At 34.8% G+C, this 15,780-nt stretch carries 17 protein-coding genes; 11 read left to right on the top strand and 6 right to left on the bottom strand.

Annotation, left to right across the window (positions count from 1 at the left end; all coding sequences use genetic code 11):
• Positions 1–27 precede the first annotated feature (27 nt).
• Genes EA412_12320 through panB form a run of 3 tightly spaced genes read right to left on the bottom strand, consistent with a single transcriptional unit; the run spans position 28 to position 2,432 of the window.
• A complete protein-coding gene (locus tag EA412_12320) occupies positions 28–669 on the bottom strand; it encodes a CoA pyrophosphatase (protein ID TVR77067.1) in 642 nt (213 codons plus the stop codon).
• Complete coding sequence (locus tag EA412_12315) at positions 669–1,559, bottom strand: 3-hydroxybutyryl-CoA dehydrogenase (protein TVR77066.1); 891 nt, start codon at positions 1,557–1,559, stop codon at positions 669–671. Before EA412_12315 ends, EA412_12320 begins: the two co-directional genes overlap by 1 nt.
• 57 nt (positions 1,560–1,616) lie before the next feature.
• Positions 1,617–2,432 carry a 3-methyl-2-oxobutanoate hydroxymethyltransferase gene (gene panB / locus EA412_12310; protein TVR77065.1) on the bottom strand — a complete coding sequence of 272 codons (816 nt, stop codon included), beginning with the start codon at positions 2,430–2,432 and terminating at the stop codon, positions 1,617–1,619.
• Between the two features lie 37 nt (positions 2,433–2,469).
• On the opposite strand from panB, the gene EA412_12305 reads away from it, so the two are divergent.
• Both EA412_12305 and dnaK read left to right on the top strand, forming a co-directional pair.
• Entirely contained in the window at positions 2,470–3,621 is a 1,152-nt protein-coding gene (locus tag EA412_12305; GenBank protein ID TVR77064.1) for a DUF4249 family protein, read from the top strand.
• 126 nt (positions 3,622–3,747) lie between these two features.
• Complete coding sequence (gene dnaK / locus EA412_12300; protein ID TVR77063.1) at positions 3,748–5,676, top strand: molecular chaperone DnaK; 1,929 nt, start codon at positions 3,748–3,750, stop codon at positions 5,674–5,676.
• A gap of 81 nt (positions 5,677–5,757) precedes the next feature.
• Here the strand turns inward: dnaK and trxA are convergent, their stop codons facing one another.
• Positions 5,758–6,054 (bottom strand): thioredoxin, encoded by a 297-nt coding sequence (gene trxA, locus EA412_12295; protein ID TVR77062.1) that lies wholly within the window; start codon positions 6,052–6,054, stop codon positions 5,758–5,760.
• 27 nt (positions 6,055–6,081) lie between these two features.
• A complete protein-coding gene (locus EA412_12290) occupies positions 6,082–6,387 on the bottom strand; it encodes an ArsR family transcriptional regulator (protein TVR77061.1) in 306 nt (101 codons plus the stop codon).
• A 399-nt stretch (positions 6,388–6,786) separates the two neighbouring features.
• Here EA412_12290 and EA412_12285 point away from each other — a divergent pair, with 399 nt between their 5' ends.
• From EA412_12285 to EA412_12270, 4 genes are read left to right on the top strand one after another with little or no spacing between them, the layout of a single operon-like run.
• Positions 6,787–7,452, top strand: coding sequence for a MotA/TolQ/ExbB proton channel family protein (locus EA412_12285; protein TVR77060.1), 666 nt, complete (start codon positions 6,787–6,789; stop codon positions 7,450–7,452).
• Positions 7,453–7,455: 3 nt separating this feature from the next.
• On the top strand, positions 7,456–7,848 hold the full coding sequence (locus tag EA412_12280) for a biopolymer transporter ExbD (GenBank protein TVR77059.1): 393 nt from the start codon (positions 7,456–7,458) through the stop codon (positions 7,846–7,848).
• A 19-nt stretch (positions 7,849–7,867) separates the two neighbouring features.
• Positions 7,868–8,701, top strand: a complete 834-nt coding sequence (locus EA412_12275; GenBank protein ID TVR77058.1) for a TonB family protein — start codon at positions 7,868–7,870, stop codon at positions 8,699–8,701.
• Positions 8,613–9,992, top strand: a complete 1,380-nt coding sequence (locus EA412_12270; GenBank protein ID TVR77057.1) for a bifunctional folylpolyglutamate synthase/dihydrofolate synthase — start codon at positions 8,613–8,615, stop codon at positions 9,990–9,992. Before EA412_12275 ends, EA412_12270 begins: the two co-directional genes overlap by 89 nt.
• Here the strand turns inward: EA412_12270 and EA412_12265 are convergent.
• A complete protein-coding gene (locus tag EA412_12265) occupies positions 9,987–11,846 on the bottom strand; it encodes a T9SS C-terminal target domain-containing protein (protein ID TVR77056.1) in 1,860 nt (619 codons plus the stop codon). The genes EA412_12270 and EA412_12265 overlap by 6 nt on opposite strands.
• Before the next feature lie 196 nt (positions 11,847–12,042).
• Between EA412_12265 and mdh the strand changes: the two genes are divergently transcribed.
• The 5 genes from mdh to EA412_12240 all read left to right on the top strand — a co-directional run bounded on the left by mdh (position 12,043) and on the right by EA412_12240 (position 15,756).
• On the top strand, positions 12,043–12,981 hold the full coding sequence (gene mdh / locus EA412_12260) for a malate dehydrogenase (GenBank protein ID TVR77055.1): 939 nt from the start codon (positions 12,043–12,045) through the stop codon (positions 12,979–12,981).
• A gap of 55 nt (positions 12,982–13,036) precedes the next feature.
• The gene (locus EA412_12255) at positions 13,037–13,465 is read left to right on the top strand and encodes a clan AA aspartic protease (GenBank protein ID TVR77054.1); all 429 of its coding nucleotides are present in this window, start codon (positions 13,037–13,039) and stop codon (positions 13,463–13,465) included.
• 16 nt (positions 13,466–13,481) lie between these two features.
• Entirely contained in the window at positions 13,482–13,856 is a 375-nt protein-coding gene (locus tag EA412_12250) for a hypothetical protein (GenBank protein TVR77053.1), read from the top strand.
• A 76-nt stretch (positions 13,857–13,932) separates the two neighbouring features.
• A complete protein-coding gene (locus EA412_12245) occupies positions 13,933–14,727 on the top strand; it encodes a hypothetical protein (protein TVR77052.1) in 795 nt (264 codons plus the stop codon).
• A 153-nt stretch (positions 14,728–14,880) separates the two neighbouring features.
• A complete protein-coding gene (locus EA412_12240; GenBank protein TVR77051.1) occupies positions 14,881–15,756 on the top strand; it encodes a hypothetical protein in 876 nt (291 codons plus the stop codon).
• Positions 15,757–15,780 lie beyond the last annotated feature (24 nt).

Raw genomic sequence — 15,780 nt, 5'->3', positions numbered from 1 at the left:
GCTGTTAAAGTGAGAAACAACAAAGCTTTATGATAAACGCAGTTCCTGCAATATAGTTTTAAATTCACTAATTACCATTGCAGTTGCCCCCCAAATTATTTCATTGTTAATCTCTATGCAGGGAGCAATTAACTCAAAATTTTTAACTGCCGTAATTTTTTTATCTTTTACCAAATTGTCATTAATCAAATCTCTTACTTTAATTTCAAGCAGATAAGCTACTTCTTTTTTATCCGGTTTCATTTCCGGTCTTTGAGTGCTGTAGGCAATGGTTGGGTAAATATAAAAGTTGCTGGCGGGTATATACAATTCAGATAAACTGCCAATTATTGTCAAATTACTTTTACTCACACCTGTTTCTTCAGAAAATTCACGAATGGCCGTTTCAATAATATTCCGGTCAGAATCTTCTTTTTTGCCGCCCGGAAAACTAACCTGACCGCTGTGAACACCTTGATAATCCGGTCTTTTCATTAACAAGACATAAGGTGTTTTTTCAAAGTTGTACAGAAAAATCAGTACTCCCCCAACTTTTGCCTTCAACTTATCAGGCAACTTATAAGAGTCAGGATTTCTGAGCTTTGGAGCCATTTTAATTTGAGATTCCCAGCCGGGCAGAGGTTCCTTTAATCTTTTAGTGAGAAAATTAACTAAATCTTCAAGTTTCATTACTTTTTAAACTGAGGAGAAACTACTAATTCCTTACTGCCTTTAGTATAAGTATAAAAGCCCTGTCCTGTTTTAACGCCTAAATGTCCGGCTGTAACCATATTTACCAGTAAGGGACATGGAGCATATTTTGGATTTCCGAAACCATCGTGTAGAACCTCTAAAATAGAAAGACAGACATCCAAGCCTATAAAATCAGCTAATTGTAATGGTCCCATAGGGTGAGCCATACCAAGTTTCATGATTGTATCTATTTCTTCAACTCCTCCCACTCCTTCAAACAAGCTGATAATTGCTTCATTTATCATAGGCATTAAAATTCTGTTTGCTATGAATCCCGGATAGTCGTTCACGGCTACCGGTATTTTATTCAATTTTTCAGATATTTCAATAACTGCTTTGGTAGTAGCTTCATCAGTTGAATATCCTTTTATAATTTCTACCAGTTTCATAACCGGTACAGGATTCATAAAGTGCATACCAATTACTTTTTCAGGTCTTGTAGTTGAGGCAGCTACTTTCGTAATGGGTATAGAAGATGTGTTTGTTGATAAGATTGTTTTTGGAGGGCAAATGCTATCCAGGTTTTTAAATAACTTGAGTTTAATATCCAAATTTTCTGTTGCTGCTTCTACAACTAAGTCAGCATTTTTAGCAGCTTCTTCCAGTTTTGTATAGGTTTTGATATTTGCAAGCGTACTATTTTTTAGATTTTCGTCAATTCTGCCTTTTTCAAGCATTCTGCTCAGGTTTTTATCAATAGTTTCCATAGCTTTTTTCAGGGAATCTTCAGAGATATCCATTAGGCTAACTGAAAAGCCATTCATTGCAAAAACGTGTGCAATTCCATTCCCCATAGTTCCGGAGCCGATAACTGTTATATTTTTCATAGATTTAGTATTATTTTTTATTAAAAAAAGTCAATGTGTAAGTTTAAAAATCGAAATTCAATATTGTTCATCCTCGTTTGGAAAATCTTTTAGTTTTACATCTTCCACATAGCGACTTACGGCAACTTTAATGTCATCATAAAGGTTGAGGTATCTTCTCAGAAAGCGAGGTTGAAATTCTTTGGTAATCCCAAGCATATCATGTAAAACCAAAACCTGACCATCTATTTTTCCTCCTGCACCTATCCCGATTACCGGAATTGTTAGTTTTTTTGCTATTTTTTCTGCCAGATGGGCAGGGATTTTTTCAAGTACAATAGCAAAACAACCTAATTCTTGCAGAAGCATAGCGTCACTAATTAATCTTTCTGCTTCTTCATTTTCTGTTGCCCTTACAGTATAAGTGCCAAATTTGTAAATTGATTGAGGCGTCAATCCTAAATGTCCCATAACCGGGACTCCGGCTGTAAGAATTCTTTGAATGGATTCTTTAATTTCAATTCCCCCTTCCATTTTAATTGCATGAGCTCCGGATTCTTTCATTATTTTTATAGTTGACTCCAAAGCTATTTTTGAATTTCCCTGATAAGAACCAAAGGGTAAATCAACTACCACTAGTGCTCTTTTAACTGCCCGAACAACTGAAGTTGCATGATAAATCATTTGATCTAAAGTAATTGGTAAGGTAGTTTCATGACCTGCCATAACATTTGAAGCAGAGTCTCCTACTAAAATGACATCTACATTAGCGTCATCTACTATAGTAGCAAGTGAAAAATCATATGCAGTAAGCATAGAGATTTTTTCGTCATCATTTTTCATTTCTTGCAGGGTATGAGTGGTAACTCTTTTTACTTTTCTGTGGACAGACATAAACAAATTTTGGTGCAAATTATTAATTAATAATAAGATGAACAAATCAGCGCCTGCTTTCTTTACTATTTTAAAGGACTTTCGTTACTTTTGTCATCAAATTCAATTTCTTCAAACAAATTACTGCATGTTACTGTTTTTAACTGTCAAGAATAGATTCCTTCTTGTTTTATTAAGTTTCTCACTTTTCTTCTCAGCCTGCTCAACTGACTTTGACTTGGCAGATGACTGGAAAGAGGGTATGGCACTGTATGGATTAATCAATCCGGAAGATTCAGTACACTATGTTCGTATTAATAAAGTTTTTTTGGATCCTGAAACTGATGCTTTAGTGATTGCCCAAAACCCGGATTCAATTTATTATTATGAAAATCTTGATGTAACTATCAGAGAATTACCTAACGGGCCGGAGTGGACAGCTCAGCAAATTGACGGGAATTTAACTGATATAAACAAAAGTGAAGGGATCTTCTCGAATGAAAGAAATATTCTGTACCGATTTAATTTTCAGCCGAATCTGGACAGAAATTATCAAATTACAGCTACAAATTCAGAAACCGGATATACTGTAAGTTCGGTTACCGGTTTAGTAGGCGAGCTTCAAATGACTTTTCCAACTAACCCTGTAGTTACTCAAATTAATAAACTTTCTACCAACAGGCAGACAATCCGTTTTAATACTCCTGAGAATGGACGGGTTTATGATTTGAAAATTCGTTTTTTATATGAAGAATGGGAAATAGGAGATAGTGATAACAAAGAATTAAAATCCGTTGAATGGACGGCTTTTTCAGGGCTTACATCTCCCGGAACTTCAGGTGGAACATTGCTGACTTTCCAATATGACAATCGGGAGTTTTATAATCAGCTTGCAAATAGAATTCCTGCCGATAATTCTAAAAGAAGAAGAGTTAAACCATTGGGAAGTATTCAGTATATATTTATATCCGGTGGGGAAGAAATTTATAATTATATCATATCCGAAGGTGCTCAGTCAGGCTTGTCTGACGGGAGTGCCGGTTCAGTATACTCAAATATTGAAAATGGATATGGAGTATGGAGTAGTAGAAGTACAAGTTCCTTTGGTGACTTTAGAATTACTCCTACTTCAGTAGATTCACTTGCTTGTGGCAGCTTGACAAGACAATTAAACTTTGCTGACAGAGCCGGTTTTTTTGATTGCAACTAGCTGTCTATATGTCAGAAGACTAATGTTTAGATATTAAATTTGACTGTAATTGTGACAAAATTACAGCAAATAGAAATAAAAAGTCTATTGGCACAACTATTGAACTCCCAAAAGAAAAAAAATAAAATGGGAAAAATAATTGGAATTGATTTAGGTACAACAAATTCATGCGTTTCTGTAATGGAAGGTAATGAGCCGGTTGTAATATCAAATGAAGAAGGCAGAAGAACGACTCCTTCTATAGTTGCGTTTTTAGAAAACGGAGAAAGAAAAATTGGAGATTCTGCAAAAAGACAGGCGATTACGAATCCGGCAAACACAATTATGTCGATAAAGCGATTTATGGGAAATCGTTTTTCTGAAATCGGTAATGATGCAGAGCGTGCTTCTTACAAAGTTGTGAAAGGGGAAAACGACACCATTCGTGTTGATATAAATGGCAGAATGTATACTCCACAAGAAATTTCAGCTATGGTTTTGCAAAAAATGAAAAAAGTAGCTGAAGACTATTTAGGTCATGAAGTAAAAGAAGCTGTTGTTACAGTTCCTGCTTACTTTAATGATTCACAGCGTCAGGCAACTAAAGAAGCCGGTGAAATTGCAGGTCTAACTGTTAAGAGAATTTTAAATGAGCCAACAGCTGCAGCTTTGTCATATGGTCTGGATAAGAGAAACAAAGATATGACTATTGCAGTTTTTGACCTAGGTGGAGGTACGTTTGATATTTCTATACTGGAACTCGGTGATGGTGTTTTTGAAGTAAAATCTACAAATGGTGATACCCATCTGGGTGGCGATGATTTTGATCAGATAATTATCGATTGGTTAGCCGATGAATTTAAAAAAGAAGAAAATGTAGATTTGAAGAAAGACCCTATGGCACTTCAGCGACTAAAAGATGCAGCTGAAAAAGCAAAAATTGAACTTTCAGGTTCCTCAGAATCAGAAGTCAATTTACCTTATATAACTGCTATAGATGGAGTTCCTAAACACTTAGTGAAAAAACTCAGCAGGTCTAAATTTGAGCAATTGGCAGATGAATTGATACAACGTACGCTTGAGCCGTGTAAAAAAGCATTAAAAGATGCCGGAATGCAGTCTTCAGATATAGATGAAGTGGTCTTAGTAGGTGGTTCAACCAGAATACCAAAAATTCAGGAAGTAGTAGAAAAATTCTTTGGTAAAAAGCCATCTAAAGGAGTAAATCCGGATGAAGTAGTAGCCATTGGAGCAGCTATACAAGGTGGAATTTTAAGTGGGGATATTGACGATGAAATCGTTTTAGTTGATGTTACTCCGCTTTCCCTTGGTATTGAAACTATGGGTGGTGTAATGACTAAACTTATAGAGTCTAATGCAACTATACCGAAACGCGAAACTCAGGTGTTTACAACAGCTGCTGACAATCAGGGTTCAGTTGAAATACACGTATTACAGGGAGAACGCCCAATGTCTTCAGATAACAGAAGTATTGGCAGGTTCCATCTGGATGGAATACCGCCTGCACCAAGAGGAGTTCCGCAAATTGAAGTGACTTTTGATATAGATGCAAATGGTATATTGAGTGTTAAAGCTAAAGATAAAGGTACCGCTAAAGAGCAATCTATTAGAATTGAAGCTTCTACCGGATTGTCGAAAGATGAGGTAGAAAAAATGAAGCAGGAAGCAAAGGCTAATGAAGATAGTGATAAGAAAGCAAAAGAGAAGATAGAAAAACTTAATACAGCTGATTCATTAATCTTCCAGACCGAAAAGCAGCTGACTGAATTTGCAGATAAACTACCTGCGGAAAACAAAACAAAAATTGAGGAAGCTCATAATAAGCTAAAAGAAGTGCATAAAGCACAAAATATGGAAGAGCTGGATTCAGCTATTGAAGCTTTGAACAGTGCATGGCAGGAAGCTTCCCAGCATATTTATAAAGAGCAGGGAGGAAGTCAGCAACCAAATCCTGATCAACAACAAAACGGTGAAGGGAATAAGCAAAACGAAGATGATGATGTGACAGATGTTGATTACGAAGAGGTAAACGATAAGGATAAAGATAAAAAGTAATTGGTTAATTGTTAATTGTCTCAAATAAAAAAGTCCGGTAAAATTTACCGGACTTTTTTTATTGTACTTTTTTTTAAACATTTATAAATGACTGTCTATAATCTTTTTTAAATCTGAAAAACTTAATACCCCTGACTGTTTCCATGCAATCCGTCCATTTTTAAATAAAATTAATGTAGGAACTCCCATTATCTGATACTTTTTAGTGGCACTTTCATTTTTATCAACATCAATTTTTATCACTTTTAGTTTACCCTTAAAATGCGTTGCTATTTCATTGATGGTTGGCATCATCATTTTACAGGGTCCACACCATTCAGCATGAAAATCTGCTAATACGGGGATTTCTCCGTTTATTAACTCTGTAAATTTACTCATTATATAATTCTATTTTTTTGTTAGAAATTAGATGGCACACTTTTCTATGCATTGAATAATTTGTAAAACCTCAATTTTTGCTAAAGAATAGTAAGTGTTTTTCCCATCCTTTCTAAACTCAAGCAACCCATTGCTTTTCAATATACCAAGATGATGTGAAACGGCAGCTTGCTCCATTTCTAGTAAACGGTAAATGTCTGTTACTATAAGTTCTTTTTTCTTACCCAATAAGTCTACAATAGCCATTCTGGATGGATGTGCAATGGCCTTCAACATACTGGCGCATTGAAATAGTTTTTTTTCTTCTATTCGTTTTGTTAAAATCTCTGACATAGTTCATGTATTTAAATATCTAAATGCAAAGATATGAATAAAGGTTCCTATGAATAGCGTTTGGACTAAAAAAATCAATAAAAAAATAAAAGTAAATCTGATTACAAATTTTGTTTGAGCTATTTTTATTAGCTCATTAAATCCATAAAATTTAAAAAGAGTAGTTTGAAAAGGAGAGGTATTGAAAGAAAAAAGTATGACTTTTCGTATAGTTTTTAATTATTTAACATGCATTGATTTTTAGATAATTTTATGTCAAAAGCATGAATTAAAATGGAGTTAAATCTTCCGGTATTGTTTTTGATCAATATTATGTAACAGAATATATATTGGCTATATTTGCAGCAACAAAATAGGAATAGATTTATTTACGTTAAAGAAACTTAATTAAAAAAAAGTATGGATTTAATACTCTTGCAAATTGTAGAGGAGACACAAGGTGAAGAAACTATGTCTTTACTGTCATTATTATTTAAAGGTGGGTTACTGTTAATACCCATTCTGATTCTTTCCATTATAGCTGTTTATATTTTTATTGAACGCTATTTGACTATTAAAAAGGCGTCTAATATTGAAGCAGATTTTATGTCTAAAATTAAAGATTATGTAGTTAATGGTAATATAGAGTCTGCTTTGGAATTGTGCAGAAATACACCAACTCCGGTTGCCAGAATGATAGAAAAAGGAATAATTCGTATAGGAAAACCGTTAAAGAATATTGAAGTAGCGATTGAGAATATTGGGAAACTGGAGATTTATAAATTGGAGAGAGGGCTCAGTGTATTGGCAACCATTGCGGGAGCAGCTCCAATGCTTGGTTTCTTAGGAACAGTTGTAGGTATGATTCGGGCTTTCTTTAATTTGGCAAGTGAAGGAGCAAACATAGATGTAGGACTATTGGCCGGAGGTATTTATGAAGCTTTGATAACAACTGCTGTCGGTTTGGCCGTTGGAATTATTGCCTTTATAGCATATAATAGTCTAATTACAATGATAGATAAGGTAATTCACAGAATGGAAGCTACTTCTGTGGAATTTATTGATTTACTTCAGGAACCTGCTTAATATATGGCACTTAAAAGTAGAAATAGAGCTAATGCAACTTTCAATATGTCGTCTTTGACGGACATCATATTTTTATTGTTGATTTTCTTTATGCTTACATCCACTCTTGTAAGTCCCAATGCGTTAAAGCTGCTTTTGCCCAGCTCTAAAAGCCAGACTATGGCTAAAACTACAGTTTCTGTTTCTATAACTGAAAATATCGATTATTATATAGGAACCCGTCAAATTATGGCAGATAATCTGGAAGAAGAGTTATTAAATGAGCTAAGAGGCATTGAAGAGCCTACAGTTGTTTTAAATGCAGAAAAAAGCGTACCAATAGAATATGTAGTAAAAGTTATGGATATAGCGAATAAACTCAAAGTTGATATGATTTTGGCTACACAACCTAACTAATAGAGTTTAAGCTGATATTATGATAAAAGAAAACAAAAACTGGCAGCTGATTGAAGATAAAAACCGCAAAAGAGGTTTGGTATCTACAGTGCTGTTTCATGCTTTTTTGTTTATAGTTTTACTATTTGCAGGATGGAATTATCCATATCCGCCGCCACCGGAAGAAGGAGTTTATATAAATTTCGGGAGTATGCCTGAAAGTGCTTCTGAGGCACCACCTGAACGTCAGGGTGAAAGACCACCTCAGGAAACAGTAGATGATGCACAGCCGGAAGCCACAGAAAGTCAAACGGAAGCTGTGCAACCTGTAGAAACAGAAGTTGCTACTCAGGATCATACTGAAACAATAGCTATGCAGCCTGATGAAGAAGAAACTCCTGAAGAAGAAGAAGTTGTAGAAACTACTCCTGAGCCTGAGCCGGATCCTGAATTAGCATTTGACCCCACTCGTTTAAATTGGGGAAGCCCGGATGCTACAGACCCTAATGGTCAAAATCCACGTGAAGGTGGAGACAGAGCCGATGCTCAAGCTGACAGAGGAAGTGGTGATCAGGGAATACAGTTTATAGATGGTGGAGATGGCTTTTCTTATAGCTTAGGTAACAGATCGCTTGGCGAAACACCCAATTTAACAGCTCGTTCCAGGGAAGGTGGGCAGGTAACTATAAATATAGTAGTTGACAGGCAAGGTAAAGTAATTAGTGCAACTCGCTCGCAGAGAGGAACTACCACAACCAATCCACAGTTAATCAGACTGGCTATTGATGCTGCATATCAAGTTACTTTTAACCCCGATCCAAATGCACCGGATGAACAAAGAGGAACCCTTAGAATTGACTTCCGACTCAATTAATTCTATCGAAAGCTTATATAAGCAAAATCTGGATTTTTTATATAACCAGCTTCCCATGTTTCAAAATGTTGGGAAAGTCGCTTTTAAAGCTAATTTAGATAATACTTATAGCCTCTGCGAAATCCTTGATAATCCTCAAAAGAAGATTAAGACTATACATATAGCCGGTACAAATGGTAAAGGTTCTGTAGCGCATATGCTGGCAGCTATTTTTCAATCAGCCGGTTACAAAACAGGATTATACACCAGTCCGCATTATACAGAGTTCAGGGAAAGAATAAAAGTAAATGGGGAGATGGTCTCCAAAAGTTTTGTAAATACTTTTTTAGATAAAGTTAGAAGTCAGGTAAAGGAAATGCAGCCTTCTTTTTTTGAACTTACTGTCGCAATGGCTTTTGATTATTTCAGAAATGAACAAACTGATATCAATATAATTGAAACCGGAATGGGAGGAAGGCTTGACTCTACTAACGTAATTTTACCCGAATTAACAATTATTACAAATATCGGTTTGGATCACACAGCCTTTTTAGGTGATACACTTGAACTGATTGCAGCTGAAAAAGCAGGCATTATAAAAGAAAATACAGCTGTAGTTTGTGGTGCAATGAATGACAGTGCGTTACAGGTTATTAAAAATATTGCACTGTCTAGGAATGCTCCGGTTTATCAAACAGTTCAATCGCATCAGATAAAAAGTTCTTCTAATGGTACCTTTGATTATGATTTAGGCGAAGACTTTTTGATAGATGAGGTAAATCCATCTTTAAAGGGAGCTTTTCAGCAAGAAAATATTCATACGGTTTTAACTGCTATCAAAATTCTGAAAAATAAGTTTAATTTAGATGTTAGCAGCATTAAAAATGGACTGGAGAATACCAGAGAATTGACATCCATGTGGGGAAGACTACACTTTATAGCTCAAAACCCAACTATTGTTTTAGATGGAGCTCATAATGAAGAAGCAATTAAGTCTGTCATCAATGATATAAAAGCTATTAAATATGAGAATTTACACATTATCATAGGGTTTGTAAGTGATAAAAATCCCGAAAAATTTCTAAAGTACTTGCCGATAAATGCTGCATATTATATTTCTAAGCCTTCCGTAATAAGAGGAATGGATGTAAATGTTTTAGCCGGATTTTTTGTTGATTCTAAAAGAGAATTTTCAATTCACTCAACGGTAAATGAAGCTTATTTGTCAGCTGTAAATAAAGCCGGTAACAATGATTGTATCTTTGTTACCGGCAGTATCTTTACAGTTTCTGATGTTTTAGTCAGTTTATAAAATCTGTACTTTTCGGGTAACTTCGTTCCCATCTTTATGAAAACGAATCAGATACAAACCATTTGAAACGGAAAGTTTGGTAAAAGGAATTTGAATATGTTGCATCCCGTTTTGAACAAACTCCATATTGTTATAAATTGTTCTGCCTAAGTTATCAAAAACAGTAACCAATAATTCACCTGAGGATTCAGAATTAATTTTTACAGTTAAATCAGTGTTGTTAAACAAAGGGTTAGGATAAATTTTGATGTTATTTTCAAGTTTATTCGTTTCTTGCAAACTTGAAATGACCGTTGAATTAAAACCGGTACATCCCCTTGAATCTGTTACTTCAACCTGATAATTAAAGCCGGGTTCAATATTTCCGACAAATGAATCAGAACTACCGGTATTCCAGTTGTAGCTATATGGTGGAGTACCTCCGCTAACGCTTAAGTTTAGCTGATTTCCTTGTTGTACAAAGTCTATTTCTACCGGCTGAGGTTGAGAAACATCAACATTAAAGTTTATATCATTTCCCTGAACATCACTGATAGTTACAGAATAAGTTCCGGCACTAACATTAGATGCAGTGGGTCCGGTTGAATTATTACTCCAGTTATAGGTGTATGGTGGTGTCCCACCGTTAATATTTAAGACAATAGACCCGTCAGTATTATCAAAACAAGAGGGTTTGTTAACAGTAACTTCAGGTTGTAATACTGAAATATTCCCGGTTGAAAAGAAACTTACATCTGTTGGTGGTGTACAAGTATATGCACTATTATATGGCCTTACACTCCATCTGTAAGTATTAATATTAGGGTCAAGATTTGTAACAATGAAAGTAGTATCAGTTATTACTGTGTCTATGTTCGAGATATTCGGATTAATATATCTGCTGATGAGCACATGATAATGAGTTGCTCCTTCGACAGAGTTCCATCTGAATTGAGTGAAGTTGGGAAATAAGTTCGTTTGTCCGTCAGCAGGTTCAATAATAGTTGTTTTCTCAAGTGAATCAATTGAGGGTGGGGCATGATTGAGTAAGTTCGAACGCTGATTGAGCAGGTATGTGTTCATAGCATGCATCTGTTCATTACTAAAATATTCCTGACAAGCATCAAATGAATAAGACATAAAGTTGGCTGCGTCCGGATTTATAGGTGTTCCTGTAGGATCTGTAAGGCTTCCTGTATACGGACAATTCCATCTTGTCGCAATATAGTCTGCCGGTGTGTCACAAAAGAAGTCTGCTGAAGTAGCACAGTTACTACCATCTACTCTTTCCGGATTGCCGGGGGTATTTCCACCTTCCCAGCCGAAAAAGGTATGTGGAAGAGAAAAATAATGCCCAAACTCATGGGCTATGGTTGAGTTACCGGAGCCTGCGCAACTATTGTTTATGGCAATAAAATCTATAGAACCGGCATAATATCCACAGGCACCTGCGGGATTATTCACAAAAAACATATTTGCAACATTAGATACAATGTTGTTTTGAATCACAAAAGTATGAGGTCCCCAAAAACTGGTGTGTTCATACAAAGAGGTGTTGTTAATGTAATTTATATCCTCATAAATGTAAAAAAGGAAACCGGTTTCCTCAAATTGCTGATTCAAATTACAAAAAGCATTTAACAAATTTGAGGTTCGGTAGTAGCCTCCACCTATATCGTTACCGACTATATGTACTTTTACAGGAATGTAGTAAGGTTCAGCACTTCTTCTGAAAACAGGATTTGTGTTGTTTTTTACATGCTCCTTTAGCCATTTTGTCATTTCTTCTGGAAACTCTGTAGCACATGGCTCAAAAGGTTTTGCGGTTAAAAATAAAATACTGAGAGAGAAAGTTAAAAATAAAATTTTGTACATTGTGTGTATAAATTCATAAAAAAAGAAAAGCGAATATACTAAAAGAAGTAAAAGCTGATTAGGTTTAGCTTGAGTTTTTCCTTGAAAATAGTTAATATTTTCAATTACAATTATCGATTTATCATCTCTTTTAACGAATAATTATCTTAAATTTGTTCCCGAAACATCAAATAAAATAATAAAAAATTAAATTTTTATGAAAGTTACAGTAATCGGAGCAGGTAATGTTGGATCCACTTGCGCCAACGTAATTGCACAAGGAGACTATGTTAAAGAAGTAATTGTATTAGATATTAAAGAAGGCGTAGCTGAAGGTAAGTCATTAGATATGTGGCAGACAGCGCCTATTAACATGTATGGCACCAAGTTAACAGGAGTTACAAATGATTATGAAAAGACAGCAAATTCAGACGTTGTTGTCATAACCAGTGGTTTACCAAGGAAACCGGGTATGAGTCGTGATGATTTGATTTCTACAAATGCAAATATTGTAAAAACTGTTACTGAAAACGCCATTAAATATAGCCCTGAAACTATAATAATTGTTGTTTCCAATCCACTGGATGTAATGACATATTGTGCGTATTTATCAGCCAAAATTGATTCTAAAAAAGTTTTTGGAATGGCCGGTATATTAGATACGGCTCGTTATAAAGCCTTTTTGGCTGATGAGTTAGCTTGTTCTCCTAAAGATATACAAGCAGTTTTAATGGGCGGACATGGTGATACTATGGTACCACTTCCAAGATATACAACTGTAAGTGGTATACCTGTAGATGAGTTAATTGATGCTGATAAGCTAAATGCAATCATCGAAAGAACCAAAAAAGGTGGAGGCGAAATTGTAAATTTAATGGGTACTTCAGCATGGTATGCTCCCGGAGCGGCTGCGGCTCAGATGGTTGAAGCAATATTGAAAGATGAAAAAAGAATTTTCCCTTGCTGCACATGGTTACAAGGTGAGTATGGATTAAGTGACATTTATCTGGGAGTACCGGTTAAATTAGGTAAAAAAGGAATTGAAGAGATTATAGAGTTAAAGCTTAACAATGAAGAAATGGAACTTTTAAATGCCTCTGCAGAGTCAGTGAAGGAAGTTATGAGCGTACTTGATAAAATGGAACTTGTATCCTAAATTATAGGTTAATAATGGTGAGTGTGCATAGCACTCACCTTATTTTTTAATTTTTATGAATAATATAGAAATCCCTCTAATCATTACAGAGCTTGAAAAAGAAAGTTATCATCTTTTTTTTGAAGGAGTAATCCAAAATAAACCTGTCAGGCTGCTTTTGGACACAGGCGCTTCAAAAACAGTTTTAGATAAAAGCTTTCTGGAGGAGTTTCTGCCCGAAGTAATTGTAGAATCAAGCGACGATATAACAGGTGGCTTAGGAGCGTCTAATATTAAAAGTCAATATGCTGAAATTGAAGATTTTTCTCTTCAAAATATGCCATTGCCAAATATGAGAACAGCAGTTTTAGATTTAAGTCATGTAAACCAATCATATCAAAGGATTAAGCAACCTACAATTCAAGGTATTATTGGCAGTGATTTGCTTAAGCAATTTAATGCAATTATAGATTATGGCAATTCTAAAGTAGTTTTCGTTAAGTAAAATACGTATTTAATAAATGCGACTTTCAACTTGGAAAAATATTACTCTCTCGATAATTTTCCTGTCTTTTTTGGCAGGCAATATCCATGTTGTATTAATAGGATCGGCTTACGAAATAAATAAAGAATATATTATTGTCAATTTATGTAAAAATCAGCAACAAGATGATTTTGTATGCGATGGTTTGTGTTATTTAAAAGAACAGGTTGAGAAAACTACCTCAGATGAATCATTGCAATCTCCTAAAATTAATTTTTTATTTTTTAGTGAAGTAACTAAGAACTTTACATTTTATTCAACTGAATTGGATGTATTACTTCCGGTTTATTCTCAGAAGGATTATGCTGTTAACATAAGTATTCAACTCCCACCACCCAAAGAAATTTCCTAAAAGCGTATTCACAGCATTATTCAAATTTTTTCAATTAATCAGCGCATTACTAATTTGCAGACTAAAGCGAATGAGTATGCAATTTATCCATTTAAAATCTAAAAAAATGAACTATAAAAATATATTAAAAATAGTCTTTATGCTAATGCCTTTGTTATTTATTTTAACGGCATGTGATAAGGATGAGGACGAGAAAGATGAATTACAAGAAGTTAATTTTCACATTCATACTAATTTCGGACATCAGGAGCTTAAAATCAATCATGACTATTTTATTGACGACAGAAAAATTGTTTTTGATCATGTAGCTTATTATTTATCTGAATTTACCCTTCACAGAGAAGGTGGTGAAGATGTAATCTTGGATGACACCTACCTTTTGGTAACTCATGATGAAATGAATTATAAAGGGCAGAAAGTAGAGCCGGGTAATTATTCCGGTTATTCTTTTGTAGTAGGTGTTCCTGCAAATAAGAATACTGATGAAGGAGCAGATGCAAAAGATCCGTCAGAATATGAAGAAGGACACCCTTTAGGATTTCATTCGCCTTCCATGCATTGGAGCTGGAATACAGGTTATATATTTGTTAGAATAGATGGGCAGGTTGATGTATCAGAAGCGAAAGACGGATCTCAAATGGAGAGTTTAACCATCCATTTAGGTACAGATAATTTACTGCGTCAGGTGCATATGCATGAGAATTTTATAGTGCACACATCTATCCCAAGAACACTTCACCTTGATGTGAATTTAAGACATTTATTATCGCATCTGGACTTACAGGTAGAGAATTCTACAATGACAATGAATAATCCTGAGCTGGCAGAAAAAATTGCCGACAGAATTCCGGAAATCTTCGGGTCTCATTAAGAAAATTAAATCCCGGCAGTTTATTATTACTGTGTAATAGTTAGACTGCCGGGAATATTCTTATTTAGTTTTTATTTTAAAGTTTAATTCTTTTTAATTTTTAACAAAATGTATAAAAAATACTTTTTTTGTATAGTATTCCTATGGATTCTTTTGTCCGATAATAAGGTGTCAGCATGTGGGCCTTGTGGTTGCAGACCGGTTTCTTCTGTAAATGGAATATTGCCGGAGTCAAATACCAATTTTCTATCGATGAATGTTTTGTACAGTAAGTTTAAGACTGCTTCTGATAATTTAGCTGAGCACAATGAACAAAGGGTGAACATGAATTTACATTCAGGTTATTATGTTTTACCTAATTTATTAGTAGGTATAGAGATTCCCTATTCAACCATAGTCCATGAAAGCTTATATCATGGCAGAGATATAATTTATGGATTTTCAGATCCTTATTTGTATGGTAAATATGTTTTTACTTTTAATAATTTTATTGAAAGAGAAGATCAAATTAACACGCTTACACATGAACTTATTTTAGGTGCAGGAATACAGTTTCCTTTTGGCAGTCATACTCAGTTGAATTCAGAAGGTTATGCTGAACCCAGAATGCAGGCCGGTTATGGCAGTTGGGGATTTGGTTTTCATACGGACTATATGCTAAAACACAATAATGCCGGTATGCTTGCATCACTTCAATATAGATTTTTTAGTAAAAACAGTATGTATTTTAAACCCGGCAATTCTTTTTCATTAAAAAATGTCTTTTTTCATCAGTTTTTTAGAAATGACTTAGTTTTTACACCTGAAGTCGGATTTTTATTAAATGTTTTTGGTAAGGATTATATGGATGAATATGTTTATGAAAATGATAATGGTTTTTACCTGCTGAATGCCGGCATATCCGGAAGTGTTTATTATTTGAATAAAGGCGTCAGTATCGGCTTGAAATATCCTTTGTATCAGAAAAATGATCCGAACAGACTTTCCAATACTATTAATCTGCATGCAGCTTTTACTTATTTATTTTGATAGAGTTTCGGCCGGGATTTTTTA

Source organism: Chitinophagaceae bacterium (genome assembly GCA_007695095.1).
Lineage (GTDB): Bacteria > Bacteroidota > Bacteroidia > Chitinophagales > REEL01 > REEL01.
The sequence above is the reverse complement of the archived record's forward strand: the minus strand, read 5'-3'. Positions and strand labels throughout refer to the sequence as shown.